The sequence below is a fragment of the Sphingobacterium sp. LRF_L2 genome (genome assembly GCF_965644235.1).
Taxonomy (GTDB): domain Bacteria; phylum Bacteroidota; class Bacteroidia; order Sphingobacteriales; family Sphingobacteriaceae; genus Sphingobacterium.
This window is the reverse complement of sequence record NZ_CBFFRI010000005.1, coordinates 223444-246770: the sequence shown is the minus strand read 5'-3', so window position 1 is coordinate 246770 and position 23327 is coordinate 223444. Positions and strand designations below refer to the sequence as shown.

General features: G+C 43.0%; 14 protein-coding genes. 11 read left to right on the top strand and 3 right to left on the bottom strand.

What is annotated here, in order from left to right:
- Nucleotides 1–76 precede the first annotated feature (76 nt).
- Both ACSZOX_RS12440 and ACSZOX_RS12435 read right to left on the bottom strand, forming a co-directional pair.
- On the bottom strand, nt 77–1252 hold the full coding sequence (locus ACSZOX_RS12440) for a FecR family protein (RefSeq protein WP_437920309.1): 1176 nt from the start codon (nt 1250–1252) through the stop codon (nt 77–79).
- A 68-nt stretch (nt 1253–1320) separates the two neighbouring features.
- Nucleotides 1321–1908: an RNA polymerase sigma factor gene (locus ACSZOX_RS12435; RefSeq protein WP_437920308.1), complete on the bottom strand. Its 588-nt coding sequence runs from the start codon at nt 1906–1908 to the stop codon at nt 1321–1323.
- Nucleotides 1909–2218: 310 nt separating this feature from the next.
- On the opposite strand from ACSZOX_RS12435, the gene ACSZOX_RS12430 reads away from it, so the two are divergent.
- The 7 genes from ACSZOX_RS12430 to ACSZOX_RS12400 are packed head-to-tail and all read left to right on the top strand — an operon-like array spanning nt 2219 to nt 12541.
- Nucleotides 2219–3235, top strand: coding sequence for a FecR family protein (locus ACSZOX_RS12430; RefSeq protein ID WP_437920307.1), 1017 nt, complete (start codon nt 2219–2221; stop codon nt 3233–3235).
- A gap of 1 nt (nt 3236) precedes the next feature.
- Nucleotides 3237–6239 carry a TonB-dependent receptor gene (locus ACSZOX_RS12425; protein WP_437920306.1) on the top strand — a complete coding sequence of 1001 codons (3003 nt, stop codon included), beginning with the start codon at nt 3237–3239 and terminating at the stop codon, nt 6237–6239.
- Nucleotides 6240–6259: 20 nt separating this feature from the next.
- Nucleotides 6260–7459 carry a DUF4876 domain-containing protein gene (locus ACSZOX_RS12420; RefSeq protein WP_437920305.1) on the top strand — a complete coding sequence of 400 codons (1200 nt, stop codon included), beginning with the start codon at nt 6260–6262 and terminating at the stop codon, nt 7457–7459.
- On the top strand, nt 7459–9045 hold the full coding sequence (locus ACSZOX_RS12415; RefSeq protein ID WP_437920304.1) for a DUF6850 family outer membrane beta-barrel protein: 1587 nt from the start codon (nt 7459–7461) through the stop codon (nt 9043–9045). The genes ACSZOX_RS12420 and ACSZOX_RS12415 overlap by 1 nt, the downstream gene beginning before the upstream one ends.
- 30 nt (nt 9046–9075) lie before the next feature.
- A complete protein-coding gene (locus ACSZOX_RS12410) occupies nt 9076–9705 on the top strand; it encodes a hypothetical protein (protein ID WP_437920303.1) in 630 nt (209 codons plus the stop codon).
- Between the two features lie 8 nt (nt 9706–9713).
- Nucleotides 9714–11921 carry a HEAT repeat domain-containing protein gene (locus tag ACSZOX_RS12405; protein WP_437920302.1) on the top strand — a complete coding sequence of 736 codons (2208 nt, stop codon included), beginning with the start codon at nt 9714–9716 and terminating at the stop codon, nt 11919–11921.
- 44 nt (nt 11922–11965) lie between these two features.
- A complete protein-coding gene (locus tag ACSZOX_RS12400; RefSeq protein WP_437920301.1) occupies nt 11966–12541 on the top strand; it encodes an RNA polymerase sigma factor in 576 nt (191 codons plus the stop codon).
- 157 nt (nt 12542–12698) lie between these two features.
- Here ACSZOX_RS12400 and ACSZOX_RS12395 read toward each other — a convergent pair whose 3' ends face one another.
- Complete coding sequence (locus ACSZOX_RS12395; RefSeq protein ID WP_437920300.1) at nt 12699–13706, bottom strand: helix-turn-helix transcriptional regulator; 1008 nt, start codon at nt 13704–13706, stop codon at nt 12699–12701.
- 94 nt (nt 13707–13800) lie between these two features.
- Here ACSZOX_RS12395 and ACSZOX_RS12390 point away from each other — a divergent pair, with 94 nt between their 5' ends.
- The 4 genes from ACSZOX_RS12390 to ACSZOX_RS12375 all read left to right on the top strand — a co-directional run bounded on the left by ACSZOX_RS12390 (nt 13801) and on the right by ACSZOX_RS12375 (nt 23327).
- Nucleotides 13801–16158: a TonB-dependent siderophore receptor gene (locus ACSZOX_RS12390; protein WP_437920299.1), complete on the top strand. Its 2358-nt coding sequence runs from the start codon at nt 13801–13803 to the stop codon at nt 16156–16158.
- A 9-nt stretch (nt 16159–16167) separates the two neighbouring features.
- Complete coding sequence (locus ACSZOX_RS12385; RefSeq protein WP_437920298.1) at nt 16168–17241, top strand: alpha/beta hydrolase; 1074 nt, start codon at nt 16168–16170, stop codon at nt 17239–17241.
- Nucleotides 17242–18120: 879 nt separating this feature from the next.
- Complete coding sequence (locus tag ACSZOX_RS12380) at nt 18121–21345, top strand: SusC/RagA family TonB-linked outer membrane protein (protein ID WP_437920297.1); 3225 nt, start codon at nt 18121–18123, stop codon at nt 21343–21345.
- 17 nt (nt 21346–21362) lie between these two features.
- Nucleotides 21363–23327, top strand: coding sequence for a RagB/SusD family nutrient uptake outer membrane protein (locus ACSZOX_RS12375; RefSeq protein ID WP_437920296.1), 1965 nt, complete (start codon nt 21363–21365; stop codon nt 23325–23327).

The window sequence follows — 23327 nt, the reverse complement described above, 5'->3', positions numbered from 1 at the left end:
CATATGTTCGAAGGGGTATTGCAACTACCTCTTCGACTTTTTAACAGCTTTTCCTTTTCTTAAAATCTCCTCCTTTCTATTTAACCTCGTTTGAGGCCGATATTACTAATCGGCGATCCGCCGTCAGCGTATAATTTAAATTGTGATTTTTCAACACCCGCAATATGGTAACAAGTTGAACATCCCGGAAAGTTCCCCCATAAAATTCTACCTGAGGAACAGCCCCCTGGTAGACGACATCTACATCGTACCAGCGGCCAAGCTCTGTCATCACTTGCCGTAGACTTTTACCATCGAAATTAAATTTACCGTGAAACCAAGCCAGTTCTTGCTCCACATCAACTGCTTGCTTATACAATTTTCCGCCCTGCAATAAAGCTTGCTCGCCTGGCGCAAGAAGAAGACCATCTGTATGCGTTCGATTTACCACGACACGACCTTCCACCAATGTTGTTTTAACCTGTTCATCCTCCGCATAAGCCGCCACATTAAAATGCGTACCCAATACCTTCACCTGCTGTCCTCGCGCCTGCACAATAAAAGGTTGATTTTCCTTTTTGGCAACGGCAAAGTAGGCCTCCCCTTCCAAGGATACCACCCTATTTTCTCCCTGAAAAACACTAGGATACGTAAGAGAACTCCCCGCATTCAATTTAACGATACTACCATCAGGAAGTGTCACTTGATACACTCCCCCACGCGGTGTACTAATCTTAGCATGCACCACCGCCGGCGTCTCCACCAGTGATTTGCCGTCGCTATAACGCACACCCCTCTGATCAATCTGTACCCCCTCTCTATGCTCATCCAGCTGAAATGTACGGCCATCAGACAATTGAATGGTAGCTTTATTGCCCGCGGGCGCGTAACTTTCTACATCAGCAACAGTGGATGGCATCGTTTGATTGCTCTTGAACCAATAAAAGCTAAAAGCGAAGACCAACAACACAACTGCTGCCGCTAAATAAGGGATCCATCGCTGTATTTTTTGGACGCGTGTCGCATTCGTCGTTATTCCTGACCGCTTTAAAACGTGGTTATATGCCTTTTTACTATCATATTTTCTGAATTGGGATTCTACAGACTGGAGCTTTCCGCTATCTTTACAAGCTTCAAAAATAACTCTATTGTCTTCCGATTGCTTTACCCAAGATTCTAAAAACAATAATTCTTCGGCAGTAGCAAGCCCTTGCAGCTCCTTTACAATAATTTTAGCAACATAAATCGACTCTTCTTCCTTTTTATACGACATATTTTCCTCTTTCTTTTTATAAATACCACACCGATTTAAAAAAGTACTAAAGAAAAAAATAAAATTTGCTACATTTTTTCAAATAAAAACAAACCAGCCAGCAAAAAATGAAAAGATTCTCGCCCCAATTCTTTCCGCAACAGCGCCAAAGCGCGCAATTTCTGATTTTTAACCGTCTGCAACTGTAAATTCATTTCATCGGCCACTTCTTGATTGCTTTTTCCGTCCAAATAGGTGGCTCGGATAATTTGCTGGGCTTTAGGCGGAAGTTTCGACAGTGCTTGATGCAATTCCGCCATTGCTTCCACATAGACAATTTGCTGCAACTGACTTTCTTCCACTTGTTCCTGCTCGGCTGCATACTTCGCAATTCGTTGGGTACGGCGGAGTCGCGCCGTTTGATAGTTGATACCAAGCCTGCGGGTGGTTTGGTATAAAGCCGCCTTGAGATGGTCGAGCGTTTCAAAATCCCGTTTACCCTGCCAGAGTTTCAGGAAACTCTCTTCTGCTAGATCCTCCGCCTCCTTTGTTTCATCCACAAAACTGGAAGCAAACAAACATATACGATTATAGTAACGATGAAAGATATGAGCAAAAGCTGGTTCCTTCCCTGAGCGGAAGTCATCAAGCAGAAAATTTTCACTTGTATACTTCATAATTGCAATCGCAGCGGTAAGGGTTTAGTTTAATTTTTTGTAAATATATACATTCTCTACTAAAATACTATACTATCAAAAAAAACATGCGAAAGAGTCCTTTCTCTGGCATGCCCGCCCCTTTTTAGGGGTTAAACATCAATGATCTTGTCAAAAGTTCTTTCTTTCCGGTATGATAGCTAGTAGATCGCTATATCACAACATTTTCGCCTTATAGCAATATAATGTACACAAATTAAAATGCATCTATTTTTTCTTCATGGGGCAATTATCCTTATTTAAACTGTATATAAATAAAGAACACGATACTATGCCTTCACACGAAGATTTTGAAATGTTAGATTTTTTAGCCGATAGCGATTTTAAAGAATGGGTTCTTTACCAAACGAATGCCCCATACTGGAACACGTTCATACAGGATAACCCCCATAAAGCAGAATGCATAAAAGAAGCGAAGGAATTCATTTTAACGATGGCGACGCCACTACAACAAAGCCATAACGCTATCAAGAGAGCCAATTGGGACACTATTGAATCTGCCATAAGTTCTCCAGCGGATGACAAAAAAATCATAAAGCGTTTCCCCAACAACAAAATGATACTACGTATAGCTGCCTGTTTGATTCCACTATGCATGCTATTTGCCTACTTACACTATTACGGGCGGACAACCTCCGCAGCAGCCCTTGAATACAAAAATGAATATGGTCGTCGGACAGAAATTACGCTGCCTGACAGCAGCAGCATCGTCTTAGTTGGAAAAGCGACGCTTCGCACCAAAAAATCTTGGCATAAAGAAGAACAACGTGAAGTGTGGTTAGAAGGAAATGCATATTTCAAGGTAAAACATCTGCACCAAAAAGGAACAAAAGTTCATCCATCCGATCAATTTATCGTGCATACCAACCAAAACGGGCATGTAGAAGTCTTGGGAACTACCTTTCATATCAACAGCCAATACCAGCAGGTCAGTATTTATTTAGAAAGCGGCTCCGTTCGCGTCACTAAAGATCATCAAACGGCCCTGCTCAAACCCGGCGAAGAAGTGACCTTATCCGATGCTGGATTTCAACTGAAGGAAAAACCTGCATTCGTTGCCAATTGGCAACAGCAAGAGCTGACACTTCAAAAAACACCCTTATTTGAAGTATTACGTATCAACAGGGAAGTTTTTGGAAATCAAATCATGTTACCTACATCGGTAGATACGACACAGTTATTAGATGGGGTTCTTCCTTTTTCGTCGCAAAATCAGCTGTTAAAAAGTCTATCCACCTTGCTAGACAAAGAAGTACACACACAATCCACAGATCTTAGCACCCCTTAATATGTTCAAGTCTTTCATCTGTCCAAGATACGTACTCCTTACCCTTTATATTTTATTTAGCGTAACAAATTCAAACGCTCAAACACGGTTGCCCTTAACTGATTTCCTTTCCGCTATCGAGAAACAATACCAAGTTCGTTTCGTCTACAAGCACACGGATATACAACACAAAGTCGTGTTTAGTCGTCCTCTAAATAAAAACGTTCCTGTAGAGAAGCTCCTGAAAGAAGTATTAGAACCTATTGGATTATTAGCAAAACATACAGGAAGCAAATACTACAGCATTCTACAAGCTCCGAATTACTGGTCTCAGTCCTTAATGCAAGAGCAAGAAACCTTATTTAGCATTGCAGCGGTCGTCTACGATAGTGTGTCCAAGCTCCCGTTGCCATACACAAACATCACACTCGAAGAGCTTGGTTTAAAAACACAGACCAATACCGAGGGAAAATTTATTTTTTCCAAAATCCCAACAGGCACCTACACCATACAGGTGCAACGCATCGGTTATGAAGCAGGTCGCAGCAGGCTAGAAACCAAGCCAACAAGCTCTCCGACAACAGATAGTATCGTGATGCGTTTAGCAAATTTAAATTTGGAGGAGATAGCTGTCACCGCAAGAGAAAACCAAGAGGGAGGCGAAGCCACACGCTCAACGATCGACCGTATGGCTATCGATCACGTCCAAGCAACAAGCCTTGCAGACGTCATGCAGCTCCTCCCTGGAAAATTAGCCCAGAATCCTGCACTCACCAGTGTCAACAAAGTATCCTTACGCGAGATAAACACCAGCAATAGCGGAAGTTTGGGCACAGCCTTACTCATCAATGGTGTACCGATCAGCAACAATGCAAACATGCAGTTTAGCAACTCCGCGACCGGTGGCGTGAACGCCTCATTTGCCACCACAGCCGGTGCCGGAGTCGATTTTAGGCAGCTATCTGCCGACAACATAGAATCCGTGGAGGTTATACGAGGAATCCCTTCGGTACGCTACGGCGACTTGACTTCAGGCGCAATTATCGTCAAAACACGCGTGGGAGAAATGCCATTGGAAATCAAAACACGCGTCAACCCTACGTTACGTCAGTTTTTCGCAGGAAAAGGATTTGCTCTTCCGCACAACAGCGGCGTCGTTAACATCGATCTAGACTATACGCGCGCAGTCTCCGATCAACGCTATTCCAGCCAAACTTTCAACCGCTATACCAGCAATCTGGTACACGAAAAAATAGTCGGTACCGATGCAACCTTCCGTCTGCAAACCGGATTCTCTTACAGCGCTAACATAGGACAAAAGAAAGTCGACCCAAATGATGTATCTGTCATCAGCAATAAAGCCTCCGATTATAGCTACCGACTGTATCAAAATGGTACCTGGGAAACAAAACGAAAATTTTCCAGACAACTTACCTATACAGTCTCACTGGACTATACCCATCAAAAAGGTTTTCAAGAATCACTCGAGTCGGGAGGCTTTCCCATCGTGTATGCGATGGAGAATGGATTAAATGAAGCCACCTTAGTTAACGGCGTCTATCAGAGTCAACTCTGGATAGATGGTAAACCCCTCAATTTTTTTGCACGTGTAAACAATGAGTTTTTCTTACACATGGGGCCTACACAGCATAGGATATTAATGGGAGCAGAGTGGCGTACAAATGATAACTTCGGAGATGGTAAAATCTATGCAGAAGACACTCCTCCCTCTTTAGCAACCGGCGTAGGCACACGTCCACGATCCTACAAGAGCATCCCGGGCTTACATCAGTTATCGCTTTATGCTGAGGATAAGATCAGTATTCCACTGGCTCAACGCATGTTAGACATCCAACTTGGATTACGGTATGACAACATACAGCCCCGTTATATTTTTGACAGCCGTTTTGCGCAGGTATTATCCCCAAGGATCAATGCCAGTTATGATCTCAGTAAACAGCTTCGCATTCGTGCGGGTTATGGATTAGCGGCGAAGTCCCCAACACTTGCCTACCTCTATCCACAAAACGCCTATTTCGATGCAATAAGTCTCAACCACACGAGCGAAAATGTAGCTGAACGACTTGTATTGGTCAGCACCTATGTTTTCCCAACCGTTAACGAAGACCTCAAGATGGCCGTCAACCATAAAAAAGAACTCGGATTTACTTGGCACAAAAACAAACAACGTATACAAGTAACCGGGTATCATGAACGTACCATAAACGCTTACGATTATCAAGACGATCTCAGCTCCTATCAAATACTGAATGTTCCGCTATACAGTGTCACATCAAGACCCGAGGGCAGCAAGCCCGTCGTTAGTGAATCACCAACAGCTTACAACAATTACTTCGTTAGTTTTCAGAGACCCACCAACGGGCGAGAACTGACGAATAAAGGAATCGAGTTTGATGTTGACTTCGGCCGAATAGATGCCCTAAATACTTCCATTGTTATCAATGGTGCCTGGATGAATAGCAAGTCAACTCAGCAAACATTTTACATGTTAAAAAAATCAGTCATAAGTAGCCAACAACGGCAACGTGTTGGTATTTATCCTGCAGGGCGAGGCAAAGAAGACGAGAGGCTGAACAGTACAATCCGGCTTATCCATCACATTCCAAGCTTTCGCCTCATCGCCACGCTCACGGCACAAACGACCTGGATTGACAAGAACAAATATCTTGGTTACGAAAAGAATGCCATCGGCTACCTTTCGCTGTCCGATGGATCCGTAAACTGGTTGAGCGAGGCCGAGCGCGAAGCACTAGCCCCGGAAACCGACGAAGATATTATCCTAGATATCGCCGATGCATACTATATCACCGAAAGTTGGAAGCCCTTATGGTTATTCAATTTCAGACTAACCAAGGAATTAAGCAGAAACGTTCAGTTTTCCTTCTTCGCCAACAACATATTCAAACACCGCCCAATAGAAAGCAGCAATCGATACACGAATGTCTACTCACAGCGGAATCCAGCACTATTCTTTGGTCTAGAATTACAAATGAAACTATTTTAAAAGGTTAAATACATAATAACATGAAAACAATTTATCAATTCGTAGCACTGATTTTAATAAGCAGCATTTGGAGCTGCAAAAAAGATAACAACACGACAATTACGGTCGATTACACGGTAGAAGTAAGTTATCCAAGCAGCTACAAAACCCAGATCGCAGCAAATACTGTGGTCAAACTCACCAATAGTTTTACAGGAGAGAGCAAATCCGTAACAACAGATGACGAAGGAGTAGCCAACTTTACGGGATTACTCCCTGGCACCTACCAAGTCAGCGCAACAAAAGACCTCGGTACAAGCGAAGCCTTAGAGTTGACCGGACTCGAAGGAGAAGTATATCTTAGTGCCACAGTCAACAACCTGAGCATACAAGAAGCAGGCAGCATACAATTAGCCTTGAAAGGCTCAAGTCCAGGCGGTTGGGTTATCAAACAAGTCTATTACACCGGCGCTTCAGGTAGCCCTACCTATTCCAACGATCAATTTGTAGAGTTGTATAACAATTCAGCCGACACCCTTTATGCCGATGGGCTATGCGTTGGGGACATCGTAGGAAATCCCTATATATCATCATCATCCAAACCAAGTGGTTTTGCCGGTGACACTGATTTTGTCTATTTCCAAAACATCTTTATGGTGCCTGGCGACGGCACCACATATCCTGTTATTCCAGGCGCATCTTTCCTCATCGCACGATCAGCAATCAATCATAAAAGCGACGCAACCTTAGGCAATCCAAACTCACCCGTAGACCTAGGTCAAGGTATTGCAGATATGGAAGTCTATTGGGAAACTGCGGGTCGCGATACCGATAATCCAGATGTACCTAACATGTTGGTGAAACATTTTGGCATTGCCACCGTTATCGATTGGTTTCCAACAGTATTTGGGCCAAGTTACGCTATCTTTCGTCACGCTGGCGTAGATAACCTTCCACTTGTGGCAGAACCAAACAGCACCTCCACCAGAACTTATCCACAAGTGCCTGTCGATTCACTTATAGACGCCTTAGATTGTGTCAGCAATGCTTCCGTATCCAACTTCAAAAGATTACCGTCCAACGTCGATGCTGGATTCCAATTCTGTACAAACAGCTACACGGGAGAGGCAATAATCCGCAAAATAAAAACAACAATCAACGGCAGAAATGTCCTACAGGATAGCAACAACAGCAGCAATGATTTCCAAATGATTAGTACCCCGACACCAAAAGGTTGGTAATGACAAACAAACGAAAGTACCTAACGCTTATATTCTTGACCAAGGGTCTGCTTCTATCGAGCAGGCTCTTTGGGCAAGCGACTGTCATGCCCGACAGCGCCAACAATAATGTCCTAGGAATATGGGAAGCAACAGCATTTTACAGCAGTCTGTTGCAAACAAAAAACGCAACAGGACTTTACGATTTAAGGGCGGGCAATACCGGTCATAGTCAAATCACGGGATCGGCCTTGTGGGGAAACTTCAGACGTCCTCAGCAAGCTAGCTCGTCGGCATCTTTTTCACTACAAACCGAACGCTATCAGCAAACAAAGCACCTCATTTGGTACGGAAAATTCAGCTTCCGACAGCAACAAGACAAAGATCTGCAATGGACATCAGTGCTCGATCCCTATCGAGGTACGCCTTACATCCTTGCCGATTCCATTGGAGGTACTTGGAACAAGCAATTTATAGATCTACAGACGAAAGTCTCCACTCTTCCTATATTGAACGATAAATTGCTGTTGGGTATGGACCTAAAATTCAGGGTAGCTACGGGTGCCAAGCAAATTGATCCTCGTCCATTAAGCAATCAGAATAATCTACAAATCAGTCCGTCCGCACTATGGCAAATAAGCGCTAACCAAAAAATTGGCGCACAGGTTGGCTATGGATTTGACAAAGAAGATATCGCAATCGAAATCCGACAAGCTTCTACGTCACACAACATTTATCGTCTAAAAGGCCTCAGCATCCATGATGGTATTATTCCGGTGTCTTCCACGGCTTCACGTGCCTACAATGGGCAATCCTGGAATGCGGGACTGCAATACCAAAAGAAGTTTAACACGTATTACGAACTGACTGCTGCTGCAGATTACAGAAGATACAACGAATCAACACGAGACGGAAGTACATATCCCATGCCGGCAGGAGACTATGACAGTAGACAAACGAGCGCAAGTATTACCTTATTAAAGAAAAATGCCATCTGGCAACAGCTAAAATTAGCAATTGGACAACAGCAAGATGAGGGCACAGAATACCATACGACATTCGACAATAGCAGTTCCCAATACATCACCACCTTTTCTGGCATTTTATACCAACGCAGCAAAAAAGATATAGACCTGCAATACCAGTGGGCCGTACCATTGCCAACAGGCGATATCGGCATACGATGGGGAGCAGGAGCGCGTTACGAAACCCTACAGGAAGATTACCTTTACACCCAAATCAGTGCACAAAAGATCGATAAGCTCATTCTTACCGGGCATATCGCTTACAACCGTCTGCACAATTGGCGTTTTAATATGCGTCTTTCTTACGATCAAACCTTACAGAAATCATTAAACTACACGCCTAAATCAGGTTTAAACACTACAGCAGAGCAAATACTTTACCCAGATTTTGACTATCTAGTTGCACCAAAAATCCAAGGTTCTTGGGATGTCAAACGCATGGTACGTTTTCAGCAAATGCCAAAAGTGCAGTGGTATATACAAGGAAGTTATGCCCATCTATACCGTTTAGAAAACGCTAATTATAGTAATTATGGACAAAACCGAGGACAAGTCAATTTAAGTATAGGCCTGTATCACTAAGTCCCAACGTAAAACAAAAAACACAGCTTTATGAAAAAAAACATATGTTACCTAGTCAGCCTACTGATCCTTAGCGTAGTGCAAGGTCGGGCGCAGCAACACGCTAAAGCCGTACCCTCCTTACCCCAAGATCTACAAATAAAGATTGCAGAAATGGCCGCTCCAGTCGAGAAAAGAGCAGGAGCGAAAATCTTGGGTTATAATGCAGAGGGCAAATTTGTCACCCTACGCGAGGGCAGCAATGACTTTGTTTGTTTAGCACCTAAGCCCAGCAAAACAATGTTGTATAGCTACGCCTATCCGGCCAGTCTGGATCCCTTCATGGCAAGAGGTCGCGAACTGACAGCCGAAGGCAAGAACAGCAAACAAAAAAATGAGGTTCGTGAGGCAGAGATCAAAGCCGGTAAATTAAGCATGCCACAGGGGCCTAGCACACTATTCTGTTACTGGGGAAAAACGAGCGATCTCAACGAAGACACGGGAGAAATAGATAGTGCATGGAGGAGATACGTTATCTATGTGCCTTATGCTACAGCAGCAAGTACCGGCCTTCCAGATAAGCCTGCACTTCCAGGCATGCCTTGGCTCATGGATGCAGGCAGCTACAAAGCCCATATCATGATCAATCCAGAAGCCCTTTCACAAAGTCACGACCATTAACAAAAAATATGCGCATACCATTCCTCCCTCTACTAATATGTCTTCTATCTTTAGGTGTCAGCCTCAAGGTGGAAGCCCAGACCATCGAGAAGCCCAGCAAAGGAAAATACAAAACCACCTTTGCCATAGTCGTCGATGACAGCACCTATATGCATTGTAAAACCGAACTATTTGCTTACAAAAGAGCCGTGGAGCAAAAAGGACTAGGCGCTTACCTCATTCACCATAATTGGTCTGATCCTGCACAAATACGTGCCCTATTACAGGAACTCTATCGTAACGAAAACCTGGAAGGCAGTGTTTTTGTAGGAAATATTCCTGTGCCCATGATTCGTGATGCACAGCATCTTACATCGACTTTCAAGATGGATCAGCGCATCGCATGGCAGCGTTCATCCGTTCCCTCCGATCGCTACTACGACGATTTTGACTTGACATTCGATTTTATCAAACGAGATAGTGTACAAACAAACTATTTCTATTACAGTCTTGCCCCATCCTCGCCTCAATACATTGAGATGGATATCTATTCAGCACGGATAAAACCCGTTCACGATGCCCATTTTTACGAGCAGATCAGTGCCTATCTAACCAAGGTCAGCCAGCCAAGAAGCTCCGAGCTGCTCGATCAAGCGATGGTGTACGCAGGCCATGGCTACCATTCGGAGTCGCTCAATGCTTGGGCAGGCGAACAAGTTGTTTTACGGGAGCAGCTGCCACGATTATTCGCAAGAGGCGGAAAAGCAAATTTTCTAAATTTTCGCATGGAAAAATCAATGCGGGCAGCTTACCTAAGTGAAATACAACGAAAGGATCTTGATTTAGCCATCTATCATGGTCACGGCAGTCCTGATGCCCAACTGCTAAATGGCTATCCCTATGCTACGGCACCGCAACCCTCTATTGAAAACATTAAACGCTACCTACGAAACAAGATTCAAGGAGTCGCAGAAAAAAAAGGAGATGTGGAAGCTGCAAAAAAAAGGTATCAAGAATGGCTTGACGTTCCGCTCTCCTGGATGAACAATGCCTTAATAGATTCGGTAAAGGAAATAGACTCGCTTGACAATGCGCTAGCCGATTTGTATAGCAGCGACCTGGAAACGATCCGGTCCAGTGCAAAATTTATCATTCTAGATGCCTGCGACAACGGTTCCTTTCATCTCGACGATTACATCGCTGCGCGTTACCCTTTTCAAAATGGCAATACACAAGTAACCATAGCCAGTAGCGTGGGTATTCTACAAGACATTTGGTCAGACAAACTCTTAGGTAGCCTATCCTACGGACTACGGAGCGGAAATTGGCTCAAACAAACAGCCTACTTAGAAACACATTTGTTCGGTGATCCTACCTTTTCTTTTCAAAATGAGGATCCTACGCTCGCACTCTTGAATGAAGCTGTTCAAGATCCAAAAGCCTACCGTTCATTTTGGAAAAAGCAAATGCTACATCCTGCCGCCGATATTCGAAATCTAGCGCTGCAACAGCTTTACATTATTGGCGATCCCGGATTTTCAGCATATGCAAAGAATCTCTTTTTAGCGTCCAACGACCTTACTGTACGCTTGCAGGCACTATTACTGCTTTCGAAAATCGATCAAGACGAATTCGAAGAAGTTCTGCCACTCGCACTCGAAGATCCCTATGAACTAACGAGGCGACTAGCCGCCCAACTCATCGGCGAAAAGGGAAACAAAGCGTTCATTTCTGCACTGGTGCGCAGCGCGATCCTAGACCGACATTCCGAGCGTGTGGCGAGCCGTGTACGAAACGTACTAGCCTTCATGCCTGCTGAAGCAACGCGGGAAGAAGTTATCCGGCAACTAGCAAACGCCGAACAGATTCTCCATCGTTCGGAGATTCAGGAACAGCTGCTACAGGTCGTGAAAAACGGAGAGCAGAAAATTCAAGCCGATTACCAAAATATCGATAGTAAAGACAAAGATACGAAGACACGTGCCTTTAGTATCCGCACCATGCGTGCCTATCGCTACCACGAGGCCGTTCCCCATCTGATCCGTTTGATCTTAGATGAACAAGAAAATCTAACCCTGCGGATACAAGCCATAGAAGCCCTCAGTTGGTTTGATCGTTCGTACCAAAAACCAAGCATTTTAGAAGCTTGCGAACTACTCGTGAAGCATCAAAACAGCAACTTAAAGAAGGAAGCCACACGTACCTTAAGTATCATCAACAGTAAAAAGAAGTTATAACGTTAATATTATTTGGAATTAATCTAAATAGAAGTAAATTTGCAATGGAAACATTCAAGATTGAGTTGGGCATCACAGAAAAATCAGCAGATCATCAATTGTTATGGACGAAGTTCATCCAGTCTGACGCACATGCATTTCGTCAACTGCATACACTATTCCACGACATGCTCTATAACTATGGTTACAGCTTTTTGCCCGATCATACCTTTGTTTCTGATTGCGTTCAGGATCTGTTTGTCAAGCTTTGGCAAAACCGAGCAAATTTAAATTCGCCTCCATCGCCAAAACATTATCTATTGCGCGCGCTACGCAATGTAATTTACAACAAACAACAGCTAAAAAAACGAGAGCTTTATGTTGGCGATTTACAGGATCTCGATCTTTTAAATGGTGCCGCCGAAGTTGAACTTCCCTTTTACCAGCAGATCCCGCTATCTCCGCTCATTGAAAAACATATGCAACAATTGACCGGAAAGCAGCGGGAAGCTATTTACCTCTATTTTGTCGAAGATTATAGTTACGCAGAGTTGGCTACGCATTTTGAAATGCGAACCGAGGGCGCGTATAAACTGATTTATCGGGCTTTAGCTGCACTAAAGACAGCATTAGAAAAATAAAAACTAGCCTTAATTGTATAAACAGGGAGAGGAATAGCATAAATTATGCGGCATATCTCTCCTTGTTTCATGGCAGATCTTCTCATCAGGTAATTAAGCCTAATAATTTGATAGCACAAAGTGGAAAACACAGCATGGAAGATGTACCTTATTACTCCTAAAGAACCTCTTCAATAACATCAACAATAACTGATCCTGGACAATAACCAAACTTATTTTTAAATGCTTTTATAAAATGTTGTGGATGTTGGTATCCAATTCTATATGCGACTTCTTTTACTTGCATGTCGCCACTTTGAAGAAGTCCTAAAGCATACTGCAACCTCTGATCTAGCATATACTGGTACAAGGACTTTCCAAAGCTCTTTTTAAAAACAGTGCGCAAGCGTTCGACATCTACATTAAAAATCAATGCCAGATCCTTTATATATATCAACTTAAATGGAAAGTCGTCAATATATCCTTTCACTTTTGCGGCTAACTTGCTATCAAGGGTGCGATTAGCTCTAGAAGATCCACGCACATGCAAACACTGATCCAATTGCAGACACAACAGTGTTTGTATTTGTGCATCCATAAAAAGAGACTGTAGCTGTCCTTTGTACTTACAGAACAAAATCCGTTGAATAACCGCAAACATATCCGGTGTTATTTCCCGACTTACATCCATCAATTGGCAGGTTTTACCTTGCCGCATAAACCTCTTGAATCTGTTCAACGTTGTAAAGCTTAAATCCAACGTAAGCTTTTCAAAATAGTCCTGATCAAGAAGAATATCCAACGTCTTTCTAGAGCACTCATAAAACAGTGTACCCCCTGGTTCTGCGACAAAAATAATATTATGACATTTATCTCCTATTCTGATTGTTGTATCCGCATCCACCCCTTCAAAGTAAGACCCTCCCTCCAACTCGAATTGCATCTTTAAAAAAGGTTCAACATCTTTTCGTTCTACAGCTACCGGCTCATCCACAAACCACTCTCGATAAACAATATAACGATGTTCCAGTAAAATGGTTGACTCATTTACCAAAAGATGTTTTTGTTCAAAGCTATAATGCTTATCAAAAACATTCGCCGCTAAGCTAGGCGATTTACTTACATTCCGATCCGCCGTTCTTTCTATATCTTTAATCGCTTTTCTAATCGTATCGCTACTTTTCATTTTGCGTCATCATTAATCTATTTTGCGTTATTTCCATGTTTTAAAAAGGCTATAAATTCGCTTATTTAAAAATAGTCTAAACAAATATAACAAAATGAGCAAATTTTACACATTCCTTCTTGTCTGCACATTCTCGTGTACAGCAACAATTTTTACGAGGGCACAAGAACGACAACTTGCTGACATTAGCGGGTCTATTTTAACCTCAGATGGAGCTGCCGCACCTGGAGTTACCATCAGCTTACTCTCGACCAATTTCGCTACAGCCAGCGACTACAAGGGGAACTTCTCTCTTCGAAAAATTCCATTAGGCCAATATACATTAAGTATACGATTATTTGGATTTTCGCCGATTGAGCGACCTATTGAAGTCAAAACCAACAACACACCGCTTACTATAACGCTAGAAGCCAATATACAACAGCTTAATGAAGTGACTATAAACGCGGCAGCCAATAAATTCGCAAAGAAAGAAAGCGAATATGTAGCTAAATTACCCCTGTCAAACCTCGAAAACCCACAGGTTTACACCGTTGTTCCTAAGGAACTCTTTGTCGAGCAACAAGCCGTAGATCTGCAGACAGCATTAATGACCGTACCCGGACTAAGTAACATCTCTTTAGGGGTAGGATCCGGAGGAACCGGATTATCCATGCGTATCAGAGGATTCTCAGGTGCAGATGGAGCTGGATCTATACGAAATGGTATGGCAACAAACTATGTCTCCCTTTCTGACCCGGCCAATCTTGAAAGTATAGAAGTTATTAAAGGTCCTTCAGCAACTCTTTATGGATCAACACTAATTTCCTACGGAGGGCTAGTGAACCGCGTCACAAAAAAACCACTAGACGTACAACAAGGCGAGGTGTCCTTCAATATGGGAAGCTTTGGATTAGGGCGATTCACAGCAGATTACAACACACCGTTAAACGATGAAAAAAACATGTTATTTCGCATCAATACTGCACTTCATCGCGAGCGTAGTTTCCAAGATTTCGGCGTGAACAACACATTATTAATTGCCCCTGCATTTACCTACAAACCAAACGAAAATCTTACCCTAGATTTCGATTTTGAATACTTCAATAGTGAACGTAGCACGAGCTACATTGCCTTAGGTGCAATAGCTGGAAGCATATCCAACATAGATGAACTCAACTGGGACTTTAAGAAATCCTACACGACGGATGAGATCACAAGCAAAGCCAAAATATTTACAGCTCATGGAAAAGCAACCTACCGTATATCCGATCAATGGACATCGCAGACAGCCATTTCTTACGCAAACACCCAAAACAATGCCAATTATGTTTTCTTACTCGTGAATAGCTTCGATAGCCTAGGCCGACGATTGATGAATATTCCCAGTCAATTTCTAACAAACCAAATCCAACAAAACTTTATAGGCGACTTCAACATCGGGCAACTTCGAAATAGGTTGTTGATAGGCCTAGACTATACACAACTTCAAACCAGTGACCGACGTGCGACAATCAATCCATATGACAAAGTAGCCATCAATGGCGACAATGTCGATATCAATCTCGGTGCTTATGAAAATGCATTAGCAAGCGCACGCAGGAGCCAAAACAAACGTAACCAACGCACCTACAGTGCTTATGTGTCCGACGTGCTCAATATTACAGATAGATTTTTAGCAATGGCCAGTTTGCGTATTGATCATTTCAGTAATGTAGATAACTACGAACAGACCTCCTTATCCCCAAAATTAGGACTCGTATATCAAATTGTACCGCAACGAATTTCCTTATTCGCCAATTTCATGGATGGATTCCAAAATGTAGCACCAGCGGTAACTCCGGAAAGCCCAGATGAACCTGTAGCTTTCAAACCAGAACATGCCAATCAATGGGAAGGCGGCTTTAAATTTGAACTCCTAAAAGGAAAGCTAAATGGAACAGTAAGTTACTACGATATCCGTGTTAGAAATCGTGTCAGGTCGACTACTGCAACGGATTCAAACGGCGAAAGTGTTGCTGTTTCCGTGCAAGATGGCACACAAAGAAACAAAGGTTTTGAAGCAGATCTAATTGCTCAACCGATCAATGGCGTGCATATTATTTTTGGTTACGGTTACAACGATGCCAAATACACCGAGGGATCTCCCAGCATCGTCGGCAAAAGACCTTACTCTGCACCTGAACATGTAGGAAACCTTTGGGTAAGTTACAGAGCTATGCAGGGTTATTTAAAAGGCTTGGGCATAGGTTTCGGCGGGAACCTATCTAGCGATGTCTATTGGGACGAAGCTAATACCGTCACGATTCCAGGCTATGTAAAATATGATGCTGCAGTCTTCTACGATAAAACGAAATACCGCGTTGGTTTAAAATTAAACAATCTGACAAATAAAGAATATTGGAGTTCATCCTACTATGCTCTGCCACAAGCAACAAGACAATTTATTTTAAATTTTGCCTACCGATTTTAGAAAATTTTCATGAACAGAAGAAAAAAACAGCAAAAACGATGGACCATCTTAGGATGGTTCATCATTGCTACACTGCATAGTGCCCAAGCATCCGTAGTAAAAGACAGTCTATATTCCAATATCCTTCACGAAAACCGCAGCTTATTACTATCTCTTCCCGCGAGTTACAACGATAGCGATCTACAGGAGACGAACTATCCGGTGATCTATTTGCTGGATGGAGCAGAGAACTTTAAAAGTGTGGAAGCCATGCATCATTATCTCGCGCAGAAACGTTTCCCAATGATGCCCGAGGCAATTATTGTTGGAATACCAAATACGAACCGGACACGCGATCTCACCCCCAGCTTGGTTCCACCTGTAGAAGGCGATAGCAAAGGCTTTAAAGAAGCGGGTGGCTTAACCCTTTTTACAAAATTCATCAAAGAAGAGCTTTTCCCCCACATGAACGCACGATACAGAACAGCTCCTTTCAACATATTGATTGGCCATTCTTTCGGAGGATTAGCTGCGACAGACATTCTTATACAGCAAACAACGATGTTTAATGCCTATATCATTATTGAGCCTAGCCTTTGGTGGAACTCCCATCGAATAGCCAACCAAGCCGAAAAAACACTAGCCACAGAACAATGCTCAGATCGGAATATTTTTGTTGCGCTAGCGAGTAACATCGTCTATAACAATCGGCAGCAAGTACATGACGAGCACCACAATGCCATCAAGAAATTTGGAGAGCAGACATTGCCCAATTCAAGGATCCCATCACATCGATGGCATTTTAAGTATTATCCTGATGATGACCATGGCACAATACCAATTCCTGCTACATACGACGCATTTAAGTTTCTTTTTAAAGAAATTGATCTTCCCGTAAAGTCCATTATCAAAAATCCAGCAATACTGCAACAATCCTACGATCGTCTCGCAGAACAACTGGGGTATACATTCCTACCCAGCCAGCAAGTGTATATTGAACTTATCCGTTTAGCCCGGGATCGAAATCAACCTAAAGAAGCGAGTATTTTATTAGACCAAGCAAAAAAATATTACCCAGAAAGCAAAGCGATTCATAAACTATGATCGATTTTTAATAAATACAGCAAACGCGATATCCATGATCAAGTCGACTGTATGGGCAAAAAAGTCCTTTGCCCATACAGCACTTCCAAATCCCTTCAAGAGTTTTTTTAACATACCTATTAAGCAGCCCTTTACATCCGATATAACTTTATTACAGCTTTACGTTGTAGCTCTCCTATAACTTCATAACTAAAAACCTTCAACGACTTTACGAATTCACGACTTTACATCTTCACAAAAAATGTAACCCTGTAACTCTTCCGTCACTTCGTAACCAATAAGTCATAGCCCCTCAAGCCGGGGCAAGCTTTCTTTTCGTCTTCTGTGGACGGACAGCCCAGTTCTTTTTTGAAAAAAAGAACCAAACCGACCGCAGGAAGCTCATGAATACAAAAAGATAAACACGAATTCATAAAAAGTCAAGGCTAGGTTATTTCTACTATCTTTTATCGTAAATTCTTAAACGAAACAAACTCGCTTCGCTCAGACATTGTTTCGTTCTTAACAGAATTTCCTGATCAAAGATAAACGTAGAAAAAACCAAGGCCGTTACTAAAATACTCGCTTTGCAAAAACTCATCTACTTTATTTACGAATTCACGACTTTACAAAAAATGTTAATAAATGTAAAAAAATATTAAGCGTACTATTGACAGTTATATTTTTTTGTATCATATTTGTGATAAGTTATTATAAACCAAAACAAGCAAGACTAACACAAACATTTAGCACGATTTAAAACGATCAGTTAAAAAAACAAAAGAAAAAGCATTGGGCATTTGCTTTTCAATTTTTTAAATGTACTGTCAACATTTAAACGGCTACTTTTTTGTCTAAAAAAATTAACACACAACGCTAACCATTTAATTTTTAGGCTCTATGAGGTACCTATTTTTTCTAACCTTATGCTTCACGCTATTTCAACCCGTCTTCTCTGTGGCTTATGCACAAGAGCAGATCGAGGTAAAAGGCGTTGTTCGCGACTCCACGGCAGGACTACCGGGAGTATCAGTTAAAGTCACTGGATCCGCAGTGCAAACAGTATCTACAGATGGATTCGGACGCTTTACTTTGCGAACAAATAGAAATGCGGAAATCACCTTTTTTTCCGTGGGATTTAAATCAAAAACCATTAAGCTGGCGCAGGAAACCGGCATAAAAAACAACGTATTGGAACTGGATATCCAACTTATTTCGGACGAATCCACCATCGAAGAAGTCACCGTTACGGGGTTTGGAGGCACGCAAAAGAAGGCTAGTATGGTCAGCTCCATCACCACTGTAAATGTCAAAGACCTGAAAACCGCATCATCCAACCTAACAAATGCTTTGGCCGGACAAGTCGCTGGTATGATTGCCTTTCAAAGCAGCGGTGAACCTGGGTTAGGAACGGATAACTCCACGTTCTACATCCGTGGACTTTCATCCTTTGGAAGCGGGAAGATGGATCCCTTAATCCTTATTGATGGTGTGGAATCATCTGCTACAGACATGGCACGTTTACAGCCCGATGATATCTCCGACTTCTCGGTGTTAAAAGATGCCGCCGCCGCTGCTGTCTATGGCGCTCGTGGAGCAAATGGCGTGGTTTTGATCAACACCAAAATGGGTAAAGACGGAACGCCACAATTCAATTTCAGGGCGGAAGGGAGAATATCCTCTAATACGAAAAACTTCCAATTTGCGGATAATATTGCCTATATGCGGATGGCTAACGAAGCTGTCTTGACTAGAAATCCGTTAGCTGCAGAACCTTATTCCCAAAATAAAATCAATAGCACCATTGCTGGAGGCGATCCTTATCTATTTCCAAACAACAACTGGTTAGATCTTCTTTTAAAGAACTATACCTTCAATCAAGGTTATAACCTGAACGTGACAGGCGGTTCTCCTCGTGCAAGATACTACATTGCAGGGACCTACAACAGGGACAACGGTATCCTAAACGTCGAACCCATCAACGATTTCAACAGCAATATCAAACTAAGCAACTATTCCTTACGGACGAACGTAGATTTCAATGTAACGAATTCTACAACGGTTGTCGTGCGGATGTATGGGCAGTTTGACGACTATACTGGTCCAATTGGTGGTTACGATGAGGATGGGAACCGGATATCGGGTGGTGAGCAGACCTACAGAAATGCATTGCGAGCAAATCCCGTCATGTTTCCAGCAGTATATCCTGCCGATAAACTCCCATTTATCGAACATCCTTTGTTCGGTTCAGCACAAACACGTAACTCCGATCTTAGCTTAAGTTCTACCATGTATATAAACCCTTATGCCGAAATGGTTAAAGGTTACCAACAATACAAAACGTCGAACTTGATGCCGCAGATTGAAATCAAGCAAGACCTCAAATCTATTACGCCAGGACTTTCTGGTCGCGCAATGGGTTATCTAAGACGCATATCCTACTACCGCATCAATCGGAATTATATTCCATTTTATTACGAGGCTATCGTCAACCCGCAAGACCAGTCCTATAGCTTAAAAGCGTTAAACGATGGATCAGTCAATGCTTTGACCCCCACAGGACGCGAGAGCTTAGACTATGTACAGGATGCGAAAGATGTAGACTCTCGCTTATGGGCAGAAGCAGCATTGACTTATAACCGTACCTTTCAAGAAAAACATGCGGTGGGCGGGATGCTGATTTCCTATCTGTCCAATTATGAAACAGCTAATGCATCGAACGTTATACTATCGTTACCAGCGCGTAACCTGGGGTTATCCGGTCGCTTTTCCTACGGTTTCAAAGACCGTTACTTGGCCGAATTCAACTTCGGTTACAATGGATCTGAGCGTTTTGATAAAAGCCACCGTTGGGGATTCTTCCCTTCCTTTGGTTTAGGTTACCGACTATCCGAAGAAGCATTCTTTGAACCATTACGCTCCGTTTTCAATAATTTTAAGATTCGCGCTACTTACGGTATTGTCGGGAATGACGCTATTGGCGATGCAAACGAACGTTTTTTCTACCTCTCCAACGTGAACTTAAATAACGGTTCTTACGGTGCAAGCTTTGGGCGGAACGATGGCAACGGAGTCTATTCCCGCAACGGAGTATCTATTTCCCGCTATGCGAATGCTGCGATTACCTGGGAAGAATCAAGAGTACTTAACGTGGGGTTAGATATCGGTATTGCAAACAGTCTGGATCTAGTCATCGAAGGCTTCAAACAGAAACGCAGCAATATCCTACAACCTATTTCGGTGATTGACCATGCTGCAGGTCTAATGGCTACACCAGTATCAAACTTTGGAAAAGTGAGTTCCAAAGGTATCGATATTTCGATGAACTACCGAAAAACCTTTTCCGACAACTTTCGCATGGATGCACGTGGTACATTTACCTATGCAGCGACAAAAATTGACCGTATAGATGAGCTTCCTTATCCTTCCGAACTCAGCTATCTATCTCGGAAAGGTTACTCCATCAAACAAGAATGGGGCTATATTGCCGAGCGTCTATTTGTTGACGATGAGGAAGTAGCCAATTCACCATTGCAGTTCTCAAATTCAGATCTACGCGCTGGTGACATCAAATACCGCGATATCAATGGTGATGGACAAATCAACTCCGATGACAGAGTGGCACTAGGTTATCCAACAGATCCAGAAATCATTTACGGCTTTGGATCGACTTTCGGATACAAAAATTTTGATTTTGGCTTCTTTTTCCAAGGAGCTGCACGCTATTCTTTCTTTATCGATGCCCAGCAAATCCAACCATTTTACCAAAACAGCGGCTACCAAACCGGATTACTTAATGCGATTGCCAACGACTATTGGTCGGAAGCCAATCCAAACAGCTATGCGATGTGGCCAAGGTTAAGCAACAACCGTATCGGCTCAAATACGGAACAGTCGACTTGGTGGATGCGCAACGGAGGATTTTTACGTCTCAAGAGTATAGATTTAGGTTATAATATCAAAAGTTTGAACAAAATTCACATCAAGAATGCACGTGTCTACCTTTCGGCCACCAATTTATTCGTACTTAGCCAATTCAAACTTTGGGATGTGGAAATGCGTGGTAAAGGGATGAACTACCCTTTGCAATCGGTTTACAACCTTGGTGTTCAAATCAATTTATAACTTCAACGCACACAACGATGAAAACGAATATATTCAGACTCTCTATAAAAAAATGCCTTGGTATCGCTTTAGCCTTAAGCTCCCTAGGTATTTCTTCCTGTGGTAACTACCTTGATATCGTTCCCGATAACATCGCTGTTATCGAGCATGCTTTCAAATTACGTACCGAAGCCGAAAAGTACCTTTTTACCTGTTATTCTTTTTTACCGAAGCACGGCGACGGTTGGTTTAATGCAGGTATGATGGCAGGCGATGAAATCTGGTTACCGCAAGACGATCAAGTACATTGGCATCCGGCATTCCGTATTGCACAAGGGCAGCAGAACGTTGGCGATCCATTATTTAACGAATGGGGTGGAAATCTAAAGGGAGGCGACGGTCGGTTTAACTATCTACGCCTTTTTGAAGCGATCCGTCATTGCAACATCTTCCTTGAAAATGTAAGTGACCTCACTAAAGTACCTGATTTACCACTAGCAGAGCGTGAGCGGTGGTTGGGTGAAGTAGAATTCCTAAAAGCCTATTACCATTTTCATCTACTACGGATGTACGGTCCCGTCCCTATTGTTGATGTAAATGCACCCGAATCCTCAACGCCGGAGGAACTTTATTACAAACGTCAACCGGTAGATGATTGCGTAAATTACATTTCCGACTTGTTGGATAAAGCCGCAGTAAAATTACCGCCACGGATTGTCGATGAAAACACCGAGCTAGGCCGAAGCACTAAGGCAATTGCCTTAGCAGTGAAAGCACGCCTGTGGATGCTTGCCGCATCGCCTCTTTTCAATGGAAATTCAGATTTCGCTAATTTTCGCGATAAAGAAGGCCTTGCACTTTTCAACCCAACATTCGACGGCACAAAATGGGAAAAAGCACGTGATGCTGCGAAAGCCGCCATCGACATGGCCGAAGAGAATGGTGCTGAGCTCTACGACTATACCAACGACCGTTTGAACTTAAGTTCGGAAACCAAAACCCAACTCAGTATCCGCAGTGCAGTAACAGAACGCTGGGGCTCCGAGGTCGTTTGGGGGCTATCCAACAGTTACTTTGTCAATGAAGCATTATGTATGCCTCCTCTCGCTCGGGGAAACAATGTAGACCGTTTTCAGCTGCAAGGCGTTTGGGGAGCACCGATTAAAATCGCAAAACAATATTACAGCAAGAATGGTGTCCCTATCGACGAAGACAAAACACTGGATTTTAGTAATTATCTGACACTTCGTACAGCAGAATCTAGCGAACGCTTTTATATTGAACCTGGCTACCGTACTGCCCGTTTAAATTACGATCGTGAACCGCGTTTCTACGCCAGTTTAGGCTTTGATGGCGGACGTTGGTACATGAAAGACGGAACGACAACAGGGAGTGATGAAAACGGTATGTATGTGCAATCGAAGAATGCTGAGCGAGCGGGTTTTGGCCATTTCACCAACTGGAACGAGACCGGCTACTTCATCAAAAAATTAGTACACTGGGAATCTACAACCAATACAACTAACGCGCCGACCTGGAAGACTTATCCATGGCCTGAAATACGGCTTGCTGAGCTTTATCTGTCCTATGCAGAGGCCCTAAACGAAGTACAAGGTGGATCGACTGAAGCCATTAGCTACCTCGATCAAATCCGGACCCGTGCCGGACTTCAGGGTGTGGTTGCTTCATGGACCAACTTCTCCCGCAATCCATCCAAGTACCAAAACAAAGAGGGATTACGAACCATCATACACCGAGAGCGTCTTATCGAACTCGCCTTTGAAGGGCAACGTTTTTGGGATTTGCGCCGTTGGAAAGAGTCCGCGGAAGAACTCAACAAAGATATAACCGGTTTTACGATGATTGGCAAAACGTTGGAAACCTACAATGTGGAAAAAACCATCTTCAACCAGACATTTATTTCGCCACGCGATTATTTCTGGCCGATCGGTAACTACGAAACGAGAAGAAACCCATTGTTAGTTGAAAACCAAGGGTGGTAA

Coding starts and splice junctions, on each gene's coding strand:
- ACSZOX_RS12415 (WP_437920304.1), top strand. CDS start 7,459: ATGACAAACAAACGAAAGTACCTAACGCTTATATTCTTGACCAAGGGT.
- ACSZOX_RS12385 (WP_437920298.1), top strand. CDS start 16,168: ATGAACAGAAGAAAAAAACAGCAAAAACGATGGACCATCTTAGGATGG.
- ACSZOX_RS12430 (WP_437920307.1), top strand. CDS start 2,219: ATGCCTTCACACGAAGATTTTGAAATGTTAGATTTTTTAGCCGATAGC.
- ACSZOX_RS12380 (WP_437920297.1), top strand. CDS start 18,121: ATGAGGTACCTATTTTTTCTAACCTTATGCTTCACGCTATTTCAACCC.
- ACSZOX_RS12390 (WP_437920299.1), top strand. CDS start 13,801: ATGAGCAAATTTTACACATTCCTTCTTGTCTGCACATTCTCGTGTACA.
- ACSZOX_RS12405 (WP_437920302.1), top strand. CDS start 9,714: ATGCGCATACCATTCCTCCCTCTACTAATATGTCTTCTATCTTTAGGT.
- ACSZOX_RS12440 (WP_437920309.1), bottom strand. CDS start 1,252: ATGTCGTATAAAAAGGAAGAAGAGTCGATTTATGTTGCTAAAATTATT.
- ACSZOX_RS12410 (WP_437920303.1), top strand. CDS start 9,076: ATGAAAAAAAACATATGTTACCTAGTCAGCCTACTGATCCTTAGCGTA.
- ACSZOX_RS12375 (WP_437920296.1), top strand. CDS start 21,363: ATGAAAACGAATATATTCAGACTCTCTATAAAAAAATGCCTTGGTATC.
- ACSZOX_RS12420 (WP_437920305.1), top strand. CDS start 6,260: ATGAAAACAATTTATCAATTCGTAGCACTGATTTTAATAAGCAGCATT.
- ACSZOX_RS12395 (WP_437920300.1), bottom strand. CDS start 13,706: ATGAAAAGTAGCGATACGATTAGAAAAGCGATTAAAGATATAGAAAGA.
- ACSZOX_RS12435 (WP_437920308.1), bottom strand. CDS start 1,908: ATGAAGTATACAAGTGAAAATTTTCTGCTTGATGACTTCCGCTCAGGG.
- ACSZOX_RS12400 (WP_437920301.1), top strand. CDS start 11,966: ATGGAAACATTCAAGATTGAGTTGGGCATCACAGAAAAATCAGCAGAT.
- ACSZOX_RS12425 (WP_437920306.1), top strand. CDS start 3,237: ATGTTCAAGTCTTTCATCTGTCCAAGATACGTACTCCTTACCCTTTAT.